The organism is Atlantibacter sp., from assembly GCF_032062175.1.
Classification (GTDB): domain Bacteria; phylum Pseudomonadota; class Gammaproteobacteria; order Enterobacterales; family Enterobacteriaceae; genus Atlantibacter.
Map to the genome: position 1 here is coordinate 1 of NZ_DAMBQK010000024.1, position 17,612 is coordinate 17,612.

The 17,612-nt window shown below is 50.6% G+C and carries 16 protein-coding genes; 3 read left to right on the plus strand and 13 right to left on the minus strand.

The annotated features are described in order from the left end of the window. Positions 1 to 850: 850 nt before the first annotated feature. The 13 genes from RT120_RS17850 to arnB form a co-directional block, all read right to left on the minus strand. The gene (locus RT120_RS17850; protein WP_312984740.1) at positions 851 to 1,546 is read right to left on the minus strand and encodes a DJ-1/PfpI family protein; all 696 of its coding nucleotides are present in this window, start codon (positions 1,544 to 1,546) and stop codon (positions 851 to 853) included. Positions 1,547 to 1,593: 47 nt separating this feature from the next. Continuing rightward, complete coding sequence (locus RT120_RS17855; RefSeq protein ID WP_312984742.1) at positions 1,594 to 2,190, minus strand: helix-turn-helix transcriptional regulator; 597 nt, start codon at positions 2,188 to 2,190, stop codon at positions 1,594 to 1,596. Between the two features lie 108 nt (positions 2,191 to 2,298). Continuing rightward, a complete protein-coding gene (locus RT120_RS17860; protein ID WP_312984745.1) occupies positions 2,299 to 2,541 on the minus strand; it encodes a hypothetical protein in 243 nt (80 codons plus the stop codon). Continuing rightward, positions 2,531 to 2,698: a hypothetical protein gene (locus tag RT120_RS17865; RefSeq protein WP_312984747.1), complete on the minus strand. Its 168-nt coding sequence runs from the start codon at positions 2,696 to 2,698 to the stop codon at positions 2,531 to 2,533. The genes RT120_RS17860 and RT120_RS17865 overlap by 11 nt, the downstream gene beginning before the upstream one ends. A gap of 642 nt (positions 2,699 to 3,340) precedes the next feature. After that, positions 3,341 to 4,057 carry a DUF3142 domain-containing protein gene (locus RT120_RS17870; protein WP_312984750.1) on the minus strand — a complete coding sequence of 239 codons (717 nt, stop codon included), beginning with the start codon at positions 4,055 to 4,057 and terminating at the stop codon, positions 3,341 to 3,343. Continuing rightward, entirely contained in the window at positions 4,027 to 6,171 is a 2,145-nt protein-coding gene (locus RT120_RS17875) for a hypothetical protein (RefSeq protein ID WP_312984752.1), read from the minus strand. Before RT120_RS17875 ends, RT120_RS17870 begins: the two co-directional genes overlap by 31 nt. Positions 6,172 to 6,262: 91 nt before the next feature. Then, positions 6,263 to 6,667 (minus strand): 4-amino-4-deoxy-L-arabinose-phosphoundecaprenol flippase subunit ArnF, encoded by a 405-nt coding sequence (gene arnF / locus RT120_RS17880; protein ID WP_409515070.1) that lies wholly within the window; start codon positions 6,665 to 6,667, stop codon positions 6,263 to 6,265. Then, positions 6,664 to 6,996, minus strand: a complete 333-nt coding sequence (arnE, locus tag RT120_RS17885) for a 4-amino-4-deoxy-L-arabinose-phosphoundecaprenol flippase subunit ArnE (protein ID WP_312984757.1) — start codon at positions 6,994 to 6,996, stop codon at positions 6,664 to 6,666. The genes arnF and arnE overlap by 4 nt, the downstream gene beginning before the upstream one ends. Beyond that, on the minus strand, positions 6,993 to 8,648 hold the full coding sequence (arnT, locus tag RT120_RS17890) for a lipid IV(A) 4-amino-4-deoxy-L-arabinosyltransferase (protein WP_312984759.1): 1,656 nt from the start codon (positions 8,646 to 8,648) through the stop codon (positions 6,993 to 6,995). Before arnT ends, arnE begins: the two co-directional genes overlap by 4 nt. Further along, positions 8,648 to 9,547 carry a 4-deoxy-4-formamido-L-arabinose-phosphoundecaprenol deformylase gene (gene arnD, locus RT120_RS17895; protein ID WP_312984761.1) on the minus strand — a complete coding sequence of 300 codons (900 nt, stop codon included), beginning with the start codon at positions 9,545 to 9,547 and terminating at the stop codon, positions 8,648 to 8,650. The genes arnT and arnD overlap by 1 nt, the downstream gene beginning before the upstream one ends. Then, positions 9,544 to 11,526 carry a bifunctional UDP-4-amino-4-deoxy-L-arabinose formyltransferase/UDP-glucuronic acid oxidase ArnA gene (arnA, locus tag RT120_RS17900; RefSeq protein ID WP_312984764.1) on the minus strand — a complete coding sequence of 661 codons (1,983 nt, stop codon included), beginning with the start codon at positions 11,524 to 11,526 and terminating at the stop codon, positions 9,544 to 9,546. Before arnA ends, arnD begins: the two co-directional genes overlap by 4 nt. Further along, positions 11,526 to 12,506, minus strand: coding sequence for an undecaprenyl-phosphate 4-deoxy-4-formamido-L-arabinose transferase (gene arnC, locus RT120_RS17905; protein WP_312984766.1), 981 nt, complete (start codon positions 12,504 to 12,506; stop codon positions 11,526 to 11,528). The genes arnA and arnC overlap by 1 nt, the downstream gene beginning before the upstream one ends. After that, positions 12,499 to 13,647 carry a UDP-4-amino-4-deoxy-L-arabinose aminotransferase gene (gene arnB, locus RT120_RS17910; RefSeq protein WP_312984840.1) on the minus strand — a complete coding sequence of 383 codons (1,149 nt, stop codon included), beginning with the start codon at positions 13,645 to 13,647 and terminating at the stop codon, positions 12,499 to 12,501. The genes arnC and arnB overlap by 8 nt, the downstream gene beginning before the upstream one ends. Positions 13,648 to 14,420: 773 nt before the next feature. On the opposite strand from arnB, the gene RT120_RS17915 reads away from it, so the two are divergent. From RT120_RS17915 to RT120_RS17925, 3 genes are read left to right on the plus strand one after another with little or no spacing between them, the layout of a single operon-like run. Then, the gene (locus tag RT120_RS17915) at positions 14,421 to 15,758 is read left to right on the plus strand and encodes an MFS transporter (protein WP_312984767.1); all 1,338 of its coding nucleotides are present in this window, start codon (positions 14,421 to 14,423) and stop codon (positions 15,756 to 15,758) included. A gap of 37 nt (positions 15,759 to 15,795) precedes the next feature. Beyond that, complete coding sequence (locus tag RT120_RS17920) at positions 15,796 to 16,533, plus strand: glucosamine-6-phosphate deaminase (RefSeq protein WP_312984768.1); 738 nt, start codon at positions 15,796 to 15,798, stop codon at positions 16,531 to 16,533. 11 nt (positions 16,534 to 16,544) lie between these two features. Continuing rightward, positions 16,545 to 17,573 carry an N-acetylglucosamine-6-phosphate deacetylase gene (locus RT120_RS17925; RefSeq protein WP_312984770.1) on the plus strand — a complete coding sequence of 343 codons (1,029 nt, stop codon included), beginning with the start codon at positions 16,545 to 16,547 and terminating at the stop codon, positions 17,571 to 17,573. Positions 17,574 to 17,612: the final 39 nt, after the last annotated feature.

Consider the following 17,612-nt stretch of genomic DNA (forward strand, 5'->3'; position numbering starts at 1 on the left):
AGTTTTATATTTACGCGCGCACGCGGTATCTCGTTCTGAAATGATTCAGACATATTTATTTATCTCCTGAATTAATTAATCCCTTATGCGGGCTGTATGTCATCATTTAAAATAGGATTTAATTTTAACGCTTAATTCAACGTAACGTAAAGCGGACTAAACGGAACAATCAATATCAGCAATCACTAATTAAGACCAGCCATGGCTATACTTTGCAGGCATAGGCGGGTCAGCGAGGGATGGCAATTACGTATTTATATTAAATCAGACTTTATTCTCATAAATTAAGAAAATGCAAATGAACAAGAAACAGCCACACTAGCCATAATTAAGCCTGAAATACAATTCACTATATGATTTATTTAACCTGAAAGCATTACCAAAAATTATGTAACATTATTTGCACGTATGATATTCGATAATGAGTGGCTGAATTCATAAATGAGCTTGTATAAAAATGAACGCACTTCCCCTTGACGTCATTTAAAGACATCCTGACTTACCACGACAAAGAATCAATCCTTCAGTAACTCTATTCCACTCCCCCTGAAAGGAAACACAAATATGCAACAGCAAGAACGCGCGCATACGAAGAGGTGGTGGAATATCGTTCATTTATTATCGTGCTGAGAGTCTACCAGGGCGGCTTGCCAAGATGCCCCAAGGGCATGGGGCGGTGTGGTTGGCTTAGCTAAGGCATTGTCATCGGGCAAGAAATATCGATATCTGCAAGTTTGTCTTCATACCAGAGAATCTTTTGCCGCGCCAGGCGCTCGGTGAGACTAAGCCAGTACATCCTTTTGCTCCGCAGGCTCCCTGACCGGAGCCTGCCTGTTTATTGATGAGAAGGTCAATAAAGATCGCTGAATTTGTCGTCTGAGGCATCGGCCTTATACGTGTATTCGGTATAATTTTCGACTTCTTTTAACACCTGCGGCCCGTACAGTTTATTAATAAAGAATAGGCTCATGTCGATACCTGCAGATACGCCTGATGAGGTAATAAATTTCCCATCTTCAACCCAACGTGCCTTTCTAACCCAGTTAACTTTTGGTCCCTGGCTGGCAACCCAGTCGAAAACACTTTTATTGGAAGTGGCACGGTGATTATCCAGCAAGCCTGCTTTCGCTAACAACGCCGAGCCGGTGCAGACCGATAAAACATATTGCGTACCAGAGGCCGTTTTTTTCAGCCATTGCAGCAGGGCCGGGTTGGCTATTTCTGTTCGTACCCCCTGCCCGCCGGGAATAAGTAAAATATCCACGTGGGGCGCATGCGCAATATCGGTATCTACCTTTACGGCTGGCCCCTGATTAGAGGGGATATTGCCTGTCGTGGTGCCAATCAGTACCAGTTTCATTTTCTCCGGCAATGCGCCAAACATTTCGGCAGGGCCAAAAACATCTAATAACTCAAATCCCGGAAAAATAACAATGCCGACCGTTTTTGTTGCGGCATCATCGGTATCAATAGGATGTGCCACGCTGCTAAAACTGTATATGCATGCTGCAAAAGAGAAAATAAACGCCATTTTTTTGAAAAACATGTAATTGATAACTCCGCTGAAGATAATAAACATTTTAAAGTCGATATTCAGATGACCCGGACCGCATCCCTTAAATAGTAAAGGCGATTAAGATGATTAATACCGAACCGTTTCATGGCGCGCAGTTTTAATGAATACACGGTCTTTTGTGAAATATTCATAATAATACTGATGTTGCACACGCTCATTCCAATGAGCAGCAGTCTGAGCACCTTGCGCTCCCTTGCGGTTAATCGTCCTTCCGGTATGTCGTTATCGGGTTCGCTAAAACAGGTATTTAGTTGCGTATGCGCTTTCGCAAAAGATTGCACGGGGATCACCTGCACTCTGCAGCCGGTCAAAATCGCAGTCTGAAGCACTCGTTCGCTCAGGCGATGGCGGCACAGGCAAAGCAGTTTAATATTGGGGTGGGTTTTATTTAACTTAATTACTGAGGTCAGCCACTCGCGGCCTTCTGCGATAAACAGCGTATCAGTACACAGGATCCGCACCGCATTTTCCGGCAACGCGGTAAATGCAGACAGGTGCGCATAATCAAAAATAGTCACAGGCAGATGATTAATTTTTAACGCCTCTGCGATTTTTTCAAGACCTGCCCGAGCGTACCTGTCCGGTTCATATAATAATACGCTAACGTTGCTCATCATCGTTCCTTAGAATTATTTCAGGAAACAGCCTTTATTAAATCGCGCTGTTTCCTGCGGTTGCTAAAATACTGTCGGCGGCGTCCCTGTCGCCCCGTCATATCGCTATTACTGTGAACGGCGACAGGTAAAGGAGAGTGCAGTTATTTGCTTATCCATAAAGGCGGCAACGGAAAACCCATTGTTTTCTGTCGGGCCAGCCATAATAAAGAGTGATTCCACCTTTTTGATGTGATCCCCCGCCTCGCCTTCTTTAGCAAAGAACCCAATTTTATCTGCACGTTGCCCTGTTCCAGCTTTACCAAAAGAAACATAATCACCAGGGACTCCATCGACCGGCTCACGGGCCACGCTCCGCCGCGCGCGTGATGGCGGGCATGAACGCGATCGCAACCGGGAAGACCCGTTGAACGGTGATATTCAGCCAGGTGACCAGGCTGACCAGACGGGTGCGACGATGAAGACCGCCTGGCTGACGAAATACAGGGGGAGAATGTAGTTGATCCATATTTTTTGCTCAAAATAATCGGGCGTGCGCAATTAATCCGCCATAATGATTACCAGGTGGAGGACACGATATTTTCAATTAATAAAGTTCCATGCTCTTTAGCGCAGAAATAACCGACCGCGCTAATAACATAAAACAATTCAACACTCAGGAAAAACTCTGCCTACTCAGGTTGTAGTGAAATAATAGAAAAAAGAGCAGGTAATCCTGAAGCCGTGAGCGTCTTCAATTCCTCACCCATGCAGCCTTGAAGAACCTTTTAAATTCCAGAGCACTGACTCTCCGTGGCAGAGACATTAAAACACCCTCCCCCATCTTTATGAAAATAATTGTAAGTGTTAAATGATAAATAATAGTTAAACAAACACACCGAGCGTTAAAAATAAAACGCACGGGTTAAAAGCAGTCTTTTTTTTATTTTTAATCCAATGACTTTCGGAATTTAGAACAATTGTTGCAGAAAAGAACCAGTATTTAATTTGTACGGTTTTCGATATTTAATCTGGTATAGAAAAAGTCGTGGCAAATTACGCCATTAAGCGTAATGCCATCAGCGGGTTAATGACATGAGGAAATAATGGCGGGTGCTGTCACGGAGAATCGCGTTCCGTTTGCAGCGTCAGCGCGAAACGTAATCAATATTCAACGTCCAGCCGGGTTGAGCATAAATACCACGGTGCCACGATACCACGGCGAGGTTTGCAACCGGGCTTCAGCCTGTGCGTCGCGCTTGCCATGTTGCACCAACCCGAGTTTGAACGGGATGCGCAGCCGGGTCAGCGCGGGCAGATAATCCTGATAATTCGCCACGGTACTTCGGCCCTGGTAGCTTTGCACCACCAGTTCATCCACCGGTAAGGCATTGAGCGTCGCCACATCGCCGGTCTTCGCCCAGTCCAGCAACCCCGTCACGCCCAGTGCGAACTGCGGCGGCAGTTGTTGGCGCAACTGCCGCAAAAAGCGCGCGTAGTCGTCAAGCTGGTGCGTGGCGGCATCAAAATCGACCTGCAATCCCACCACCTGGTTTCCCGCCGCTTGCCAGCGCTGCATAAGCCGCACCAGCCGCGGTGCGATTGTTTCCGGCACGTCCAGGGTAGTAAAGCGCACCGTCAGCCAGATGGACGGGAACGTCAGGTGGCTGACCGGCAGCCCCAGCCGCTGAAATTCCACCACACCTGCGCGTTGCAGCACTTCGCCCTGATGCAGATAGACGGTTTGCGCGTCGCGCAATTCGTTACTGGCTTTTACGCCTGACCAGAGCCAAAAGGCCGGATGGTCGCGGGCCGTGACAATGTCCGCCGCCCGCGCCTGCCCGGCCAGCAGCGCCATTACCAGTAGTATTTGAGTTTTTGCGCCCACGGGCTGCCCGGATATTGCGTTTTTAATTGACTGAACCAGCGCTTGCGCTGCGTTTTATCCACCTCGGTGCCGCCGCATTCGTTCATGCCGGACGGCGCGTAACACATAATGGCGCGATACAGCGCATAGCTCTTATCTTCCGGTTCCGCGCCTGTCGAGGCGATAACGTGCTGATAATAATGTTGGCGGTCGAACTGGCCGAACGGTTTCTCGCGGGCGATAGCCGCTTCCAGCACATCGTTGCCCGCGCTGTCTTTCCACAGATCGACATGCGTTTGCGTGGTGCGGAAGAACTCGCCCAGGCAGTTCAACGCGTGGGCGTCGTCCGCTTTTTTGTTCAGCGTCTGCACGGTTTCGTCGAGGCTTCTGCACACATATCCCGGTTCGGTGCCTTTGCCGTTCCAGTCAAAGGCGCTGAGATTGACATCGTCAAACGCCTCGCCAACCACCGGCGGGGTGATGGCGTTGATAAGCGTCCTGTCATTTAACCAGTCAGCCAGTCGTTGTTCAGTGAGATCCCGCACCAACAGGGTATGCAGAGCGATGGTGCGCACCTCGTTGTTTGGCCCGTTTTGCGCCTGCTGGCGCAACAGCTCAGGCGAAGCCGCCGCTTTCAACACCCTGGAGCGAAAGCGCAGGTTTGTCACCTGGCTTTCAGGGGCAAAGACGGCGGAGATTTCGTCGTTGTACACCAGCGTGGCGGCCAGTTTGGCCTGGAGATACTGCTGCTGTTCATTATCCTGGCTGAGCTTAAGCAGTTGTCGCCAGAAATCACGCGCCGCAGGCCACTGCTTCTGCCCCATCAGCCCTTCGCCGTACATTACCTGCTCGCTGAAGGCGAGCAGATCGTGAGCCGGGAGCTGTTTTGCTGGCGTGACCTCCCTGAGCAGCGCGGCATAGTTTTCTGTCGCCAACCATAAATTAAGCTGGAGATTGCGCCATAGCGGCAGTTTTCCGCTTTTTTCAAATACCGGCCTGGTATTGTCGAGCATCTGCTGGGTCAGCGTGGGTTTGTTATCACTCTTGAGGCGCAGCGCCCGCAGCAATTCGATATAACTCACCTGCGACGCCTGTGGAAACGCCTCGTGCACCGGGTTGGCGAGGAATTGCATGCCATAGACGTTGTCGTACTCTGTCACCAGGTCGCGTAACGCTTGCGGGCTGGCGGCCTGCTGAAAAATCTGTTCATAGCGCTCCGCCAACTGCGGCCAGTCTTGCTGATACCAATTGATGCGTCGCAACAGGCCGCGCGCGGAGTCGGCATACTGTCCCTGAGGAAAGCGTTGCAGATAGGCCTGCGCCGCCGTTCGCGCCTGGGCGGCGTCCTCGCGATCGATGCGCGCGATGTCAAAATCGCCATATTCGCCCACGCTGTTCTGGCTGCTTTTGTTGAGTGCCGTGCGGATCAACATATACTGCGCGGTTTCTGCCAGCCACGGGCGGTCGCTTTGGGTGAGTGTGCTGAAATCTTGTTCTGCATTGGGGTAGTCGCCACCATAAAAGCGCGCCGCCGCCGTGAGGTAGGTTTTCCAGGGCGATGACGGCGCATTAGACGGTAGCCCGGCCAGCGCCGCGATGGCCTGTTCGGGCGTCGCGCCCGCGAAAATCGCCACGCGCACCTGCGCCAGCCCGCGACGCTGCTCGGACGTCAGCGCGCTGTCAGCCAGCAGCCCGGCAAAGAACTGGCTTACGCTCGCAAGATTATTTGAGACAAAGCGGTTTTCCAGTTCGTCAGCATGGCCGCTCAGGCTGGCGGGATCGAGTTGCAGCGCGGCGACCTGCTCCGCAAGACGCGGGTTTTCGCTTTGCGGCGCTGCTGCGGGAGGTTGCGCGGCGGCCTCGTCCCACTGTGGATGATAAGCAAAATAATAATCGCGGGAACGGGTGATATCTGCAGGCATAGACTGGACGGGCAACGCGAAAGATTTGGCCTCGCTGAGCAGGCGCAGCAGGTTGTCGCGCGAATCATTGCCCGGCGTTAAAACCGGTACGCCCTTTAGCAGACAATTGTCCGCGCTCCAGGCGCAATCTTCCATATCAAATGAAGCGTAAGCAGAAGTACTCGCCAGCATAGCGGCGTAGACCAACAGCGATTGCGGGATCTTCCTGACCATAAAGGGTTCCTGTAGATTTTGTAGGATGGGGTTTTTATATAAGGGAATGCGGCCAGCAGCAACCCGATAAAAAACCGCTGCTGCTGAAATCTCAGCGGTTTTTTAACGCAGAAGGCCTACTTTTTATTCCCGAACCGTCCGAAAAAATAATCACCACACCCGACACTATCAGTACTACGCCCACAAGGCTTCGCCATAAAAAAGGTTCAGCGATGGCCGGTATAAACTGTGCCGCCAGCCATACGGCAGGATAACTCAGGCTCAGAACCGCATAGGCCTTTCCCAGAGGAACCCGGCGAAGAGCGAAAAACCAGAAGAGCATAGACACCGCGTAGCATATAAGCCCCCCGAGGAGCGCAAAGACAGGCGCGGCAAATAAAGCGTCCGGGCGCAGTAAAACGTCCGATAAGGATCCTGTGTGAAGGTTTATCGAGGCGAATTTTAGTAAAAGCTGAGCCAGACTCACCAAAAAAACACTGCACAATACGTTGATCATTCCCACGGTGACGCTCCTGTCAATAAGACGACCCCGCTGAGAATAAATAGAATACCAACCCAGTGTCCCGTGGTGATCCTTTCTTTCCAGATTAATTTTGCTGCCAGGGTGACCCAGAAAAAATTAAGCGCCAGCATGGGATAGGCCAGACTGACCGGCGTGCTTTGTAATACCCATAGCCACACGCCCATCCCCAGGGTTAATGAAATGATGGACAAGCCAAACCAGAGGATTATTGCCCACCGTGTAACAGCAAGCGCTGCTTTTTTTTGCAGGGTCTGCCCTGTGCAGGTCAGTAAACTGGTCAGAATGATTCCGGAAATATTCATTTTTTCTGCTTATAGCAAAGCAATGTCAGCCGGCCTTCCATCAGCATGTAATCTGGCTTTGGAAGCGTTTTAAAATCCAGATTTTCGTTTTCAGAAAGCAGTAAGATCAGCGCAACGTCTCCGTTGTGATTAAACGCTTTTAGCCAGCCGGGGAAATCGGCTTCCCTGATAAAACGCCCGGCAGCATCAGGATACTGAAGCCCATATTTCATTTCTCCGGCCCGATCGTAAAAGGAGATATCGGTTCGCTTTAATTCCCATGCGATGGAGGCTGCAATGCCCGGGCTGTTCGCCAGAATATATTTACTGCCCGTTAATGACGCGCGAAGGGTTTTGATAAAATACTGCGGCTGTTTGGTATCAATAACGCTTTCAGGAATAGCATGGGATATCAGCAGCGCCATCCCAAGCGGACAGAGCGCCGCCAGCGTCCAGCGTCTTTCCGGTTCACGATAGCTCAGATAGCCAAAAGCCGCCCAGAGCAGAAAGATTAACAGGCCGAAACCCAGCGTGAAAATTTCAAATGGCGCAAAAAGCGGGCGACTGGCAATACTCCACGGCGCAAGTACCAGCAGAACAAAAAGTGCAGCCAGAATGCCAAACGCCATATTAATTCGGGCATTGATACGGTATACCGCCGTGGAGCAAACTTGTAAGCCATACCGGGCTGTCAACAAAGCCAGCGGTGCAAAACAAGGCAGTATGTAAGTGGGTAACTTGCCTTTCGCAATACTGAAGAACAGCAAGGGCATAAGGGTCCAGCAAAGCAGATAGAACAACGCCGGATGGTCATGACGATTTTTCCATCCTGAGTGAAGTGCGCCAGGCAGGAGGCCAAGCCACGGTAAAAACCCTGCTAAAAACAGAGGAAGGTAATACCAGAAAGGGGCCTTATGCTGCGCGTCTTCATTGGCGAAACGCTGGATATGCTCCACCCAGAAAAAATAGTGCCAGAAATCCGGCTCGCGTTGGGCAATGGCGATCCCCCAGGGCAGCACCGTCAGCGTGGCAGTCACGATCGCCAGCCCACCGAATGTCAGAACGTCTTTCCATCGTCTGGCAAAAATAATCCAGGGAAGCGCCGCGATGACCGGTATAGCCAGCGCAAGAAAGCCTTTTGTCATCACCCCGAAACCGCAGGCTACCCCCAGTAATGCATAACTCAGTATCTTTTTTCCGTTCGTGGTTGCCTGAGTGGCCATCCAGAAAAGACACATTGCCGCAGTAAGCCACAGTGTCACCATCGGATCCAGAACGGCATAGGTGCCAACACCATAGACGAGAAATGAGGTGAGGTAGATGACAGGAGCCAGTAGCGCAGTGCGTTTATCACCCCACATCCGCCATGCCAGCCAGGCAATCAGTAACGCACTCAAGGTAACGGATAATACTGAACCAAAGCGTACGGCAAAGTTATTATGCCCAAAAAGCCACTGGCCAATATTATTTATCCAGTAACCTGCGACGGGTTTTTCAAAATAGCGTAAGCCGAAGAAATGCGGCACGATCCAGTCACCTGAAGCGAGCATTTCCCGACTGATTTCAGCGTAACGGGTTTCATCCGGTTGCCAGAGCGCTCTGGCATTTAGCGGAACCAGATAATACAGGACATAACCCATCAGCATTAATAAGAAGGCGTTGGCGCTTTTCATTATTTATTTCTCACCTTTTCCTGACAACCGAGCCACCCTTCCCTGCCTGCTATTCGGCCACGGACAACCCTGCCCTGAGGCAACGTCGTCGGGTCCTGAGGGATAAGTTCACCAAGCGGGCAAAACTGGACCGACTCATGCCGGGCCAGTTCCAGTAATGCCTCAAACGTTGCGGCTTCCGCGATACCTTCAACTTCTGCGTGAAGGGTATAAACCGGTATGCCGTTGTGAGAATGGATTTTATCGAGTAAATATCGGTTGAAGTCTGTGGCGTTGGTTTCTCTGCCCACCACTTCATCCCAGGTGGGGAGAGAAACCGGGATCTGCACCGCCCCGGATTTGCCGTCTGCAAAGAGCGGAATAAAGGGACACTCTCCACGGCAGTCGCTGTTATAACGAAAACCAAAAATCTCTTTAGCCCGTAAAACGTCCTCGTCAGCCCGCCATCCCGCCGCTGCTGAGCAAGCTACAGACCTTCCGGTGATCGCTTCCAGTTCGGTCACGCCCCGGTTGATATCTGCATACAGTTGCTCGATTTCCCATGATCCTGCAAAAGTTTGCCAGGCAAAGTGGTCCCAGGCGTGCAGACCCACTTCATGGCGGATCGCTGTGCGGCGGATAATGTCATGGTTACCGGCGCCAATACGACGACCGGGCCAGAAGGTGCCGGCAAGCAAGATATCCCAGCCATAGAGCTTTGCAGCCCGGGTGCGCAACATTTTGATTAAGAATGCAGGCTTCAGAAGTCGCCATAAATGGCGACCCATATTATCGGGTCCCACACTGAAAAATACGCTGGCGCGCACGTCGTATTGCTCAAGGATATCGAGCAATCGGGGCATTCCCTGTCGGGTGCCGCGCCAGGTATCAACATCAATACGCAGTCCCACTTTCTTCATAAGGCATTGTCCGGCACTTCGACCGTGCGCAGGAAGAAATCCAGCGTTTCATCGATAGTCTGGCGCATGGAAATTTCCGGTTTCCAGGCTAACAGGCGTCGGGCATTACGAATACCGGGCTTGCGATGCGCCACATCCTGATAGCCCTTACCATAATAGCTGCTGCTTTCCACTTCCCGGAAGCCGGCAAAAGGCGGGAAACAATGTCGCAACGGATGACGTTCAAAGCTCTCAAGCAGCATCTCTGCCAGCTCTCTGATACTGGCCTCGTTGTCTGGATTGCCGATGTTGATGATTTGCCGATCGCAGCAACCCTCCTTGTTTTCAATAATGCGAAACAGGGCTTCAATACCGTCACTGATATCCGTAAAGCAACGCTTCTGTTGCCCGCCATCAACCAGCTTGATGGGCGATCCTTCTACCAGGTTGAGAATAAGTTGCGTAATGGCACGCGAACTGCCGATGCGGGCAGCATTCAGCGTATCAAGGCGCGGCCCCATCCAGTTGAAGGGGCGAAACAGCGTAAACCGTAACCCTTCTTTTTCGCCATAGGCCCAGATCACACGATCCAGAAGCTGTTTGGAGACAGAGTAGATCCAGCGTTGTTTATTGATAGGACCCACAGTCAGGTTGGAATTGTCCTCATCGAAAACCGTATCGCTACTCATGCCATACACTTCAGACGTGGATGGGAAGATAATACGCTTTTTGTACTTCACGCAGTCGCGCACAATTTTGAGATTTTCTTCGAAGTCCAGTTCGAATACCCGCAGGGGATTACGGGTGTACTCAATAGGCGTAGCAATGGCGACCAGTGGTAAAATGACATCACATTTTTTGATGTGATATTCAATCCATTCGCTGTGAATGCTGATATCGCCTTCCACAAAATGAAAACGAGGGGAGCCAGTAAAGCGTGAAACGGCATCTGAACTGATATCCATACCGTAGACTTCGTATTTATCATCGCGCAAAAGACGCTCAGTCAGATGATTGCCGATAAAACCGTTGACCCCAAGAATTAACACCCGCGTCCGGTAACGCTTAACGACATCAGGAAAAGCGCCAAGTATTGCCTCTTCGACCAGTCCCAGCGTTTGCGCCAGTTGCGCCCCCTGCATATATACGCCGTTTTCGGTCTGCCCCGCGGTCACTTCCAGCGCCTGTTCGCCACAGGCGATCACCAGGGGGTCAGTGCTTAGTACGGTGCCGCTGTTTGCCTCCGGGAAATCAGTTCGTATCTGGGATTTCCAGACTAAAAACTTGTTGTTGCCTGCAAAACCGAATGCGCCGGGCCAGGGTGACGAAACCGCACGAACCAGGTTATGCAGCTTTTCAGCACTCTGCGTCCAGACCAGGCGCCCGTCTTCAGGAACACGACGGCGCATAGTGGTTGCCTGACTCTCGTCCTGTTCTTTTGCTTTCCAGTACCCTTCTTTTATTCCGGGAAGGTAATGGCGCAACAGCTGTTGCGCGGCATTGCATAATTTATTGTGCAATGACAACGCCATATCTTCAGGATCGATCGCCACAGGCATCTGACCCACGATAGCGCCGGCATCCGCTTTTTTAACCATCTGATGCAGCGTTACCCCTGTTTCGGTTTCGCCCTGAGCCAGCGCCCAGTTCAGCGGCGCGCACCCGCGGTATTTCGGAAGCAATGAACCATGAAGGTTAAACGCGCCGTGCGGTGCAATATCGAGGATCTCCGTGCTTAACAGATTACGGTAATAGAATGAGAAAATAACGTCCGGTTTAATGGCTTTAATACGTTCAACCCATAATGGATGATTAACATCTTCAGGCGCATAAACAGGAATACCCGTTTCAGCCGCAAGGCGGGCTACTGAATCAAAAAAGATATTTTCCTGAGGATTATCAGGATGAGTATAAATCGCAGCAATTTCATATCCGGCATCCAGCAACGCGCGAATACCTGTGCAACCCATATCATGATAGGCAAAGACAATAGCTTTCATTATTCCGCTTCTCCAGAAACTTTATCTATAGTACGGCTGACAACACGTTGAACGTAATAGCGGGGACGGGCGCGAACATCGTTATATATTCGCCCGATATATTCGCCCAGAAGCCCCATTCCAATAAACTGTGCGCCAATAAACATAAACAGCACGGCAAAAAGCATAAAAACCCCCTCTGCTGCCCATTGCGGCCCCAGAGTCAGACGTAACACCACCAGTAACAGTGAAATGAAAAATCCCGATAAGGCGATAACACTGCCAAATACACTTAACAGACGCAGGGGCGTTGTTGTCAGGCACGTAATCAAGTCATACATCAGGTTTATCAGACGCAGGAAATTGTATTTGGACTCACCGAAGGCGCGTTCGGCGTGCTGGACCGGAATATCCACGGTATGGCGAGCAAAGGTATTAGCCAGAACAGGGATAAAGGTGCTTCGCTCATGGCAATTCAACATGGCCTCGACAATATGGCCACGATAAGCCCGGAGCATGCACCCGTAATCCGCCATCGGCTTACCCGTGGTGCGCTTGATTAACCAGTTGACCGATCGCGAACCCATTATTCTGAACCCGTTATCCTTACGATTCAGACGCTTTGTCCCGACCACATCAAATCCTTCTTCCGCTTTAGCAACCAGACGCGGGATCTCTTCAGGCGGATTTTGCAGGTCGGCATCAAGCGTAATAACCAGATCGCCGGTCACATAGCTGAAACCCGCCATGATGGCAGAATGCTGACCATAATTACGGTTCAGTAAGATAGCGACAACGCAACTGTCCGGCTTTTGTGCCTCATTAATAATGAGGCTGGCCGATTCGTCGCTGCTTCCGTCATCTACCAGTAAAATTTCGAAATATTTCCCGGTGAGATTACAGGCGAGTTGAGTCCGGCGAATCAGTTCGCCAAGGCTTTCCTGCTCGTTATAAACCGGGATAACCACGGAGATTTTATTGACCGGAGAAGGATTAAGCATAATGTTCTCCCGCAATATCCCGCAGCGCAGTGATAACCCGAGTCACATCATCCTGAGTCATCCCTGGGAAAAGCGGCAGCGAGCAGATGCGTTCGCTGTTCCACTCGGTGTTCGGTAATGAAAGTCCGGGGAAACGCTCACGGTAATATTTCTGGGTATGAACAGCGCGAAAATGCAGCCCGGTCCCGATACCACGTAATTTCAGCGCATCCATCAGCGCGTCACGGGATATTCCGCAGCGCGCCTCATCAACGCGGATAATAAACAGATGCCATGCATGAAAATGGTCCCAGGCGGGAAGATTTAATGGCTGGAATGGCGTACCGGCAAGCTCATTTAGATAACGCCAGGCAATAACCGCCCGACGGGCATTTGCGCCACTCAGCTTGCCAAGCTGTACCAGCGCAAGCGCTGCATTAATATCAGCAAGGTTGTATTTAAAGCCAGGCGTCATGACCTCTGCCTGAGGTACCCGGCCATGCGTCTGGCGGTCATAGGCGTCAATACCAAGCCCGTGAAATTTCAGGCTACGCAGACGATCGGCCAGCGTATCGTCATCAGTGACAATCATTCCGCCTTCTGCACTGGTCACGTTTTTTATGGCATGAAATGAGAAGATGGCTGTACCACCACGGCCAATATGCTCTCCCTTGTAATACGTGCCTATTGCATGGGCGGCATCTTCAATCACAGGGATACCATGACGTTCGCCAACCTGACGGATAGCATCAATATCAGCTGGAGCGCCAGCATAGTGGACCGGAACGATGGCTCTGGTGCGTGGTGTGATACTGGCTTCTATCGTTTGCGCAGTGACCATCAGAGTGTCCCGGTCGACATCCACCATGACGGGCGTAGCGCCAAGCAACACAATCATATTTATGGTTGAAACCCACGTCATGGAAGGGGTGATCACTTCATCGCCCGGTCCAATGCCGAGTGCCATCAGGGTAATATGCATTCCGGCTGTCGCTGAACTTACCGCAATCGCATTGTGGCTACCGGTAAGCATGCGGATCGACTGTTCAAGCTCCTGACTAACAGGGCCTGTGGTTATCCAGCCTGAATGAATAACATCGGTGATTGCCCTGATTTCTTCCTCACCGGTAAAGGGCTTTGAAAAGGGCAAAAAATCCGACAAATAACCGTTAGCATCAATTTTCATTAATACATTTCTTTTAGCAGTAATATATAAGGTTATATGTTGCCCTGTGAAAGTTTAATGGAATTACAACGAGGCATAATCATATAAAATGGCCCACTAAAAAGCCGCTGCCGCCGTTGTTTAAAAACACACTCTTTTGGTAAAAATAACAAGCAGTTCATTAGGTTATATTTAAAAACATCTCGCGAATTCTTGTTGATTTAAAGAGGTGTTGTTTAGGACTGGTTTATTATTGAAGACAAACGTTACACCTATAAAACGTCAAACAATGCAAAATTGAAACGCATCTTTTTCAATCAAAGTGAAAGGCTCCACTCTATACAAAATCCTATGTTTAATAATGGTTTCACTTTTAATGATTACTTAATGACTATCACCCCAGGATCATAAAAGCGTTCTGCTTTTCTCCTGGACTCATTAAAAGAGTGTGGTTCCTCTGAACGCAGGAAATGCGTTTCGTGGCGTTCCGTTGAAAGTATCCGGCCTGAGGATCATGCCATTTGCATGGAATCACATTCAGATCCCTTTGATTATAGAAATGTTGCCTGTTCGTCCTTTCCTCTTATGGCAGTTTAGCCGCGCAGTTATGACGCCCATCACATTTGCGCCTTATTTTTGAACGAGTGCGTTCAAAAATAGCCAAAGTGGTGTTACGTTGATCTTACGCGAGTTTGATGTCCGCTTATCCGCTGTACCCATAAACAGACTAAGTCTTTTAAAACAAATGGTTAAAATCCAGAGGGGAAGCAATGAGTGAAGCTAACTTAACTAAAGACGGCGTGCTGGAAATACCCGAAGAACAGAAGGCCAGCAAAAAAACGATTCGCAAAGTCATGTTCGCCAGCGTCTCCGGCACCATCATTGAGTGGTATGACTATTCCCTGTACGGTGCCGCTGCGGGTCTGATTATTAATAAGCTCTATTTTCCAAACCTGTCACCGACTATCGCGACGATGGCGGCATTTTTGACCTTTGCGGTAGGGTTTGTTTCCCGCCCATTGGGTGGCGTGATCATTGCACACATCGGCGATCGGTACGGACGTAAGCCTGCGTTGATTTTCGCCGTAATGCTCATGGGCGTCGCGACACTGGCGCTCGGGTTGTTGCCCACTTATCACCATATCGGCATCTGGGCGACGGTTGCGCTGGTGGTGATTCGCTTAATGCAGGGGTTTGGATCAGGCGCTGAACTGGCCGGGGCACAGACGTTTGTAGCAGAATATGTGCCCATGAAGGAGCGAGGTTTTTACACTTCGTTAATCAATGCCTCAACGGGTGTAGCCATACTTTTATCCTCACTGGCCTTTTTTCTGGTCACCCAACTACCGGATGAAGCCTTCATGAGTTGGGGATGGCGGGTGCCGTTCTTGTTTTCTATCGTGCTGTTTGTTGTGGCCATCTATATCCGTAAGCATCTGGATGAAACGCCGGAATATGTGAAGTCAGTTGAAAAAGCGGAGCGTAACAGGAAAACGCAGGCCGTCCCCCTCAAGGCGCTGATTGTAAACAGTCCTTTAAATTTGATTTGCGGTTTCTTCAGTCTGGCCGGCCATCAGGCAAACGGATATGTTCTAAGCGTATTCAGTATCAGCTATTTGACCAGTACGTTAGGCATGGAAAGATCGGAAGGGCTGATGGCTCTGATGGTTGCGGTGTCCGTGAATACCGTGATGACCCCTGTTATGGGAAAAATGACGGACAGGTTCGGCACAACGGCAGTATTTTCATTTGGTGCAATATTCCTTGCTGCATTCGCCTTCCCCCTGTTCTGGCTTCTGGGTAGTGGCAGTCTGATGTTGGCAACGCTGGGGATGTGTATTGCCTATGGCATCGGACATGGTGCGACATCGGGTGCGCAGGGCGCATTTCTGGCGAACCTGTTTCCCACCCAGTATCGCTATTCAGGTATTGCCCTGTCGCGTGAACTGAACAGCGTTATCTTTGCCGGCTCCACCCCTGTCATCGCCGCTGCGCTGATCACATTTGGTAATGGGGAACCCACCTACCTGATTTATTACCTGATGTTTTGCAGCCTGCTGACGCTCATTGCCGTGCAAATGGCGAAAGGCTTAAAGCAACACGCGTAATGTTCCCGGAGAAACAGTTCACGTCTGTGAGGTTAAAATGAAAATTACCATTTCTGAAAATAAATATGAGCTTGGCACACTTGCAGCGCAAAGCGGGATTATGGCCATACAACATGCCCTGGCGAACAAAGCGCGCATTGCCATTATTCTTGCCACTGGCGCCAGTCAATTTGAAATGCTTGAAAATCTTATCTGCGCCGATATCGACTGGTCCCGGGTAACGATTTTCCATCTGGATGAGTATATTGGTTTGCCAGACGATCACAGGGCAAGCTTCCGGCGCTATTTGCATGAACGCGTGGTGGATAAACTGCCCTCTCTGTATCGCTTCGTGGGGGTGAATGGCTCTGCGAACAATATTGATCGCGAAATTGAACGGCTGAACAAGCTCATTGGCGAGCAAGAAATTGACGTCTGCTTTGCCGGTATTGGTGAAAATGCGCATCTGGCCTTTAACGATCCGCCTGCGGACTTTACTACCACGGTACCCTTTCTGAAGGTGAATCTGGATGAAGCCTGCCGGCAGCAGCAACTGGGTGAAAAATGGTTCAGTACCCTGGACGACGTCCCGCTACAGGCCATTTCGATGAGTATTCATCAGATCATGCAGTCCGGCGTATTGATCCTGAGTATTCCTGACCGACGCAAAGCCCAGGCCGTCAAGATGGCGCTGGAAGGACCGGTTACGAATGCAGTGCCGGCGTCTATCGTACAGCAGCATCCTGACTGCCGGGTGTTTCTGGATACTGAATCAGCCTCACTCTTATCTGAATGAAAGGATGCACGATGAAAGCCACTTCGGGTTTGTTTGATCTGCAGGTAAATGGCTTTGCTGGCGTTGATTTCAATGATGAAAATATTGACGCCGACAGGCTGGATGTGGCGTTAGAAGCCATGCTCAAGACCGGGGTGACAAGCTGCTTACCTACGCTTATCACCGCGCCAGTCCCGCAGCTTTTGCGCCGGTTCAGGGCGCTCGACAGGGCAGTTGCGCAGAGCCAGCTCGGGGCACTGATGATCCCGGGTTATCATCTGGAAGGACCCTTTCTGAATCCTGCCGAGGGATATGCTGGCTGTCATCCCCCTGAAGCGATGCTGCCGCCGGACATCCGGTTAATTGATGATATTGATAAGGAAATATTGCGCCCTGTTTTACTTGTTACCTGCGCGCCCGAGCGGGATGAGAACTTCGTTTTTATTCATGCGCTGAGACAAAGGGGAAAATGTGTTGCCGCAGGGCATTCCAGTATCAATTATTCGCAACTTGAGGCGGCAGCGACTGCGGGCGTCAGTCTTTGCACACATCTGGGAAACGGTATTCCTCAGACATTGCCTAAGCTGGATAACACGCTCCAGGCTCAGCTCAGCTGTGACCAGCTTCAGGCAAGTTTTATCGCAGACGGTGTGCATATTCCCCCCTTTGCACTGAAAAACCTGCTGCGCGCTAAAACGCCGGCCCGTTCTATTCTGGTGACAGATGCAATGAGCGCCGCCGCCTGCGAACATCCGGGCATACATACTTTTGCAGGTATACAGGTTGAATGTACCCGTGAAGGGATGGTGCGCCTGCCCGGTGCCGCAAACCTGGCCGGTTCCAGCCTGACACTCGATCAGGCGATTCGTAATCTGGTGAAATGGGAACTTGCCAGCTTCCAGGAAGCTGTTGAGATGGCGAGTACACGCCCGCATCAATTGATGCAAAAATCACTGGCATACCATCAGCGGGCGCTTTGTAACAGTGAGGTCATCTGGGATGAAAATTATCATGTCACACAATGCCGTTTAGGGCACAGCCTCACCAGGCATTACCGCTGACGAAGCGGAGGTACCAGGTCCCTCTTCCCTGCTCCTGTA

What these genes read in the sequence shown, in the direction of transcription:
- RT120_RS17850 (WP_312984740.1), bottom strand. Translation starts at nt 1,546, where the DNA reads ATGTTTTTCAAAAAAATGGCGTTTATTTTCTCTTTTGCAGCATGCATA.
- RT120_RS17855 (WP_312984742.1), bottom strand. Translation starts at nt 2,190, where the DNA reads ATGAGCAACGTTAGCGTATTATTATATGAACCGGACAGGTACGCTCGG.
- RT120_RS17865 (WP_312984747.1), bottom strand. Translation starts at nt 2,698, where the DNA reads ATGGATCAACTACATTCTCCCCCTGTATTTCGTCAGCCAGGCGGTCTT.
- RT120_RS17875 (WP_312984752.1), bottom strand. Translation starts at nt 6,171, where the DNA reads ATGGTCAGGAAGATCCCGCAATCGCTGTTGGTCTACGCCGCTATGCTG.
- arnF (WP_409515070.1), bottom strand. Translation starts at nt 6,667, where the DNA reads ATGATCAACGTATTGTGCAGTGTTTTTTTGGTGAGTCTGGCTCAGCTT.
- arnE (WP_312984757.1), bottom strand. Translation starts at nt 6,996, where the DNA reads ATGAATATTTCCGGAATCATTCTGACCAGTTTACTGACCTGCACAGGG.
- arnT (WP_312984759.1), bottom strand. Translation starts at nt 8,648, where the DNA reads ATGAAAAGCGCCAACGCCTTCTTATTAATGCTGATGGGTTATGTCCTG.
- arnD (WP_312984761.1), bottom strand. Translation starts at nt 9,547, where the DNA reads ATGAAGAAAGTGGGACTGCGTATTGATGTTGATACCTGGCGCGGCACC.
- arnA (WP_312984764.1), bottom strand. Translation starts at nt 11,526, where the DNA reads ATGAAAGCTATTGTCTTTGCCTATCATGATATGGGTTGCACAGGTATT.
- arnC (WP_312984766.1), bottom strand. Translation starts at nt 12,506, where the DNA reads ATGCTTAATCCTTCTCCGGTCAATAAAATCTCCGTGGTTATCCCGGTT.
- RT120_RS17915 (WP_312984767.1), top strand. Translation starts at nt 14,421, where the DNA reads ATGAGTGAAGCTAACTTAACTAAAGACGGCGTGCTGGAAATACCCGAA.
- RT120_RS17920 (WP_312984768.1), top strand. Translation starts at nt 15,796, where the DNA reads ATGAAAATTACCATTTCTGAAAATAAATATGAGCTTGGCACACTTGCA.
- RT120_RS17925 (WP_312984770.1), top strand. Translation starts at nt 16,545, where the DNA reads ATGAAAGCCACTTCGGGTTTGTTTGATCTGCAGGTAAATGGCTTTGCT.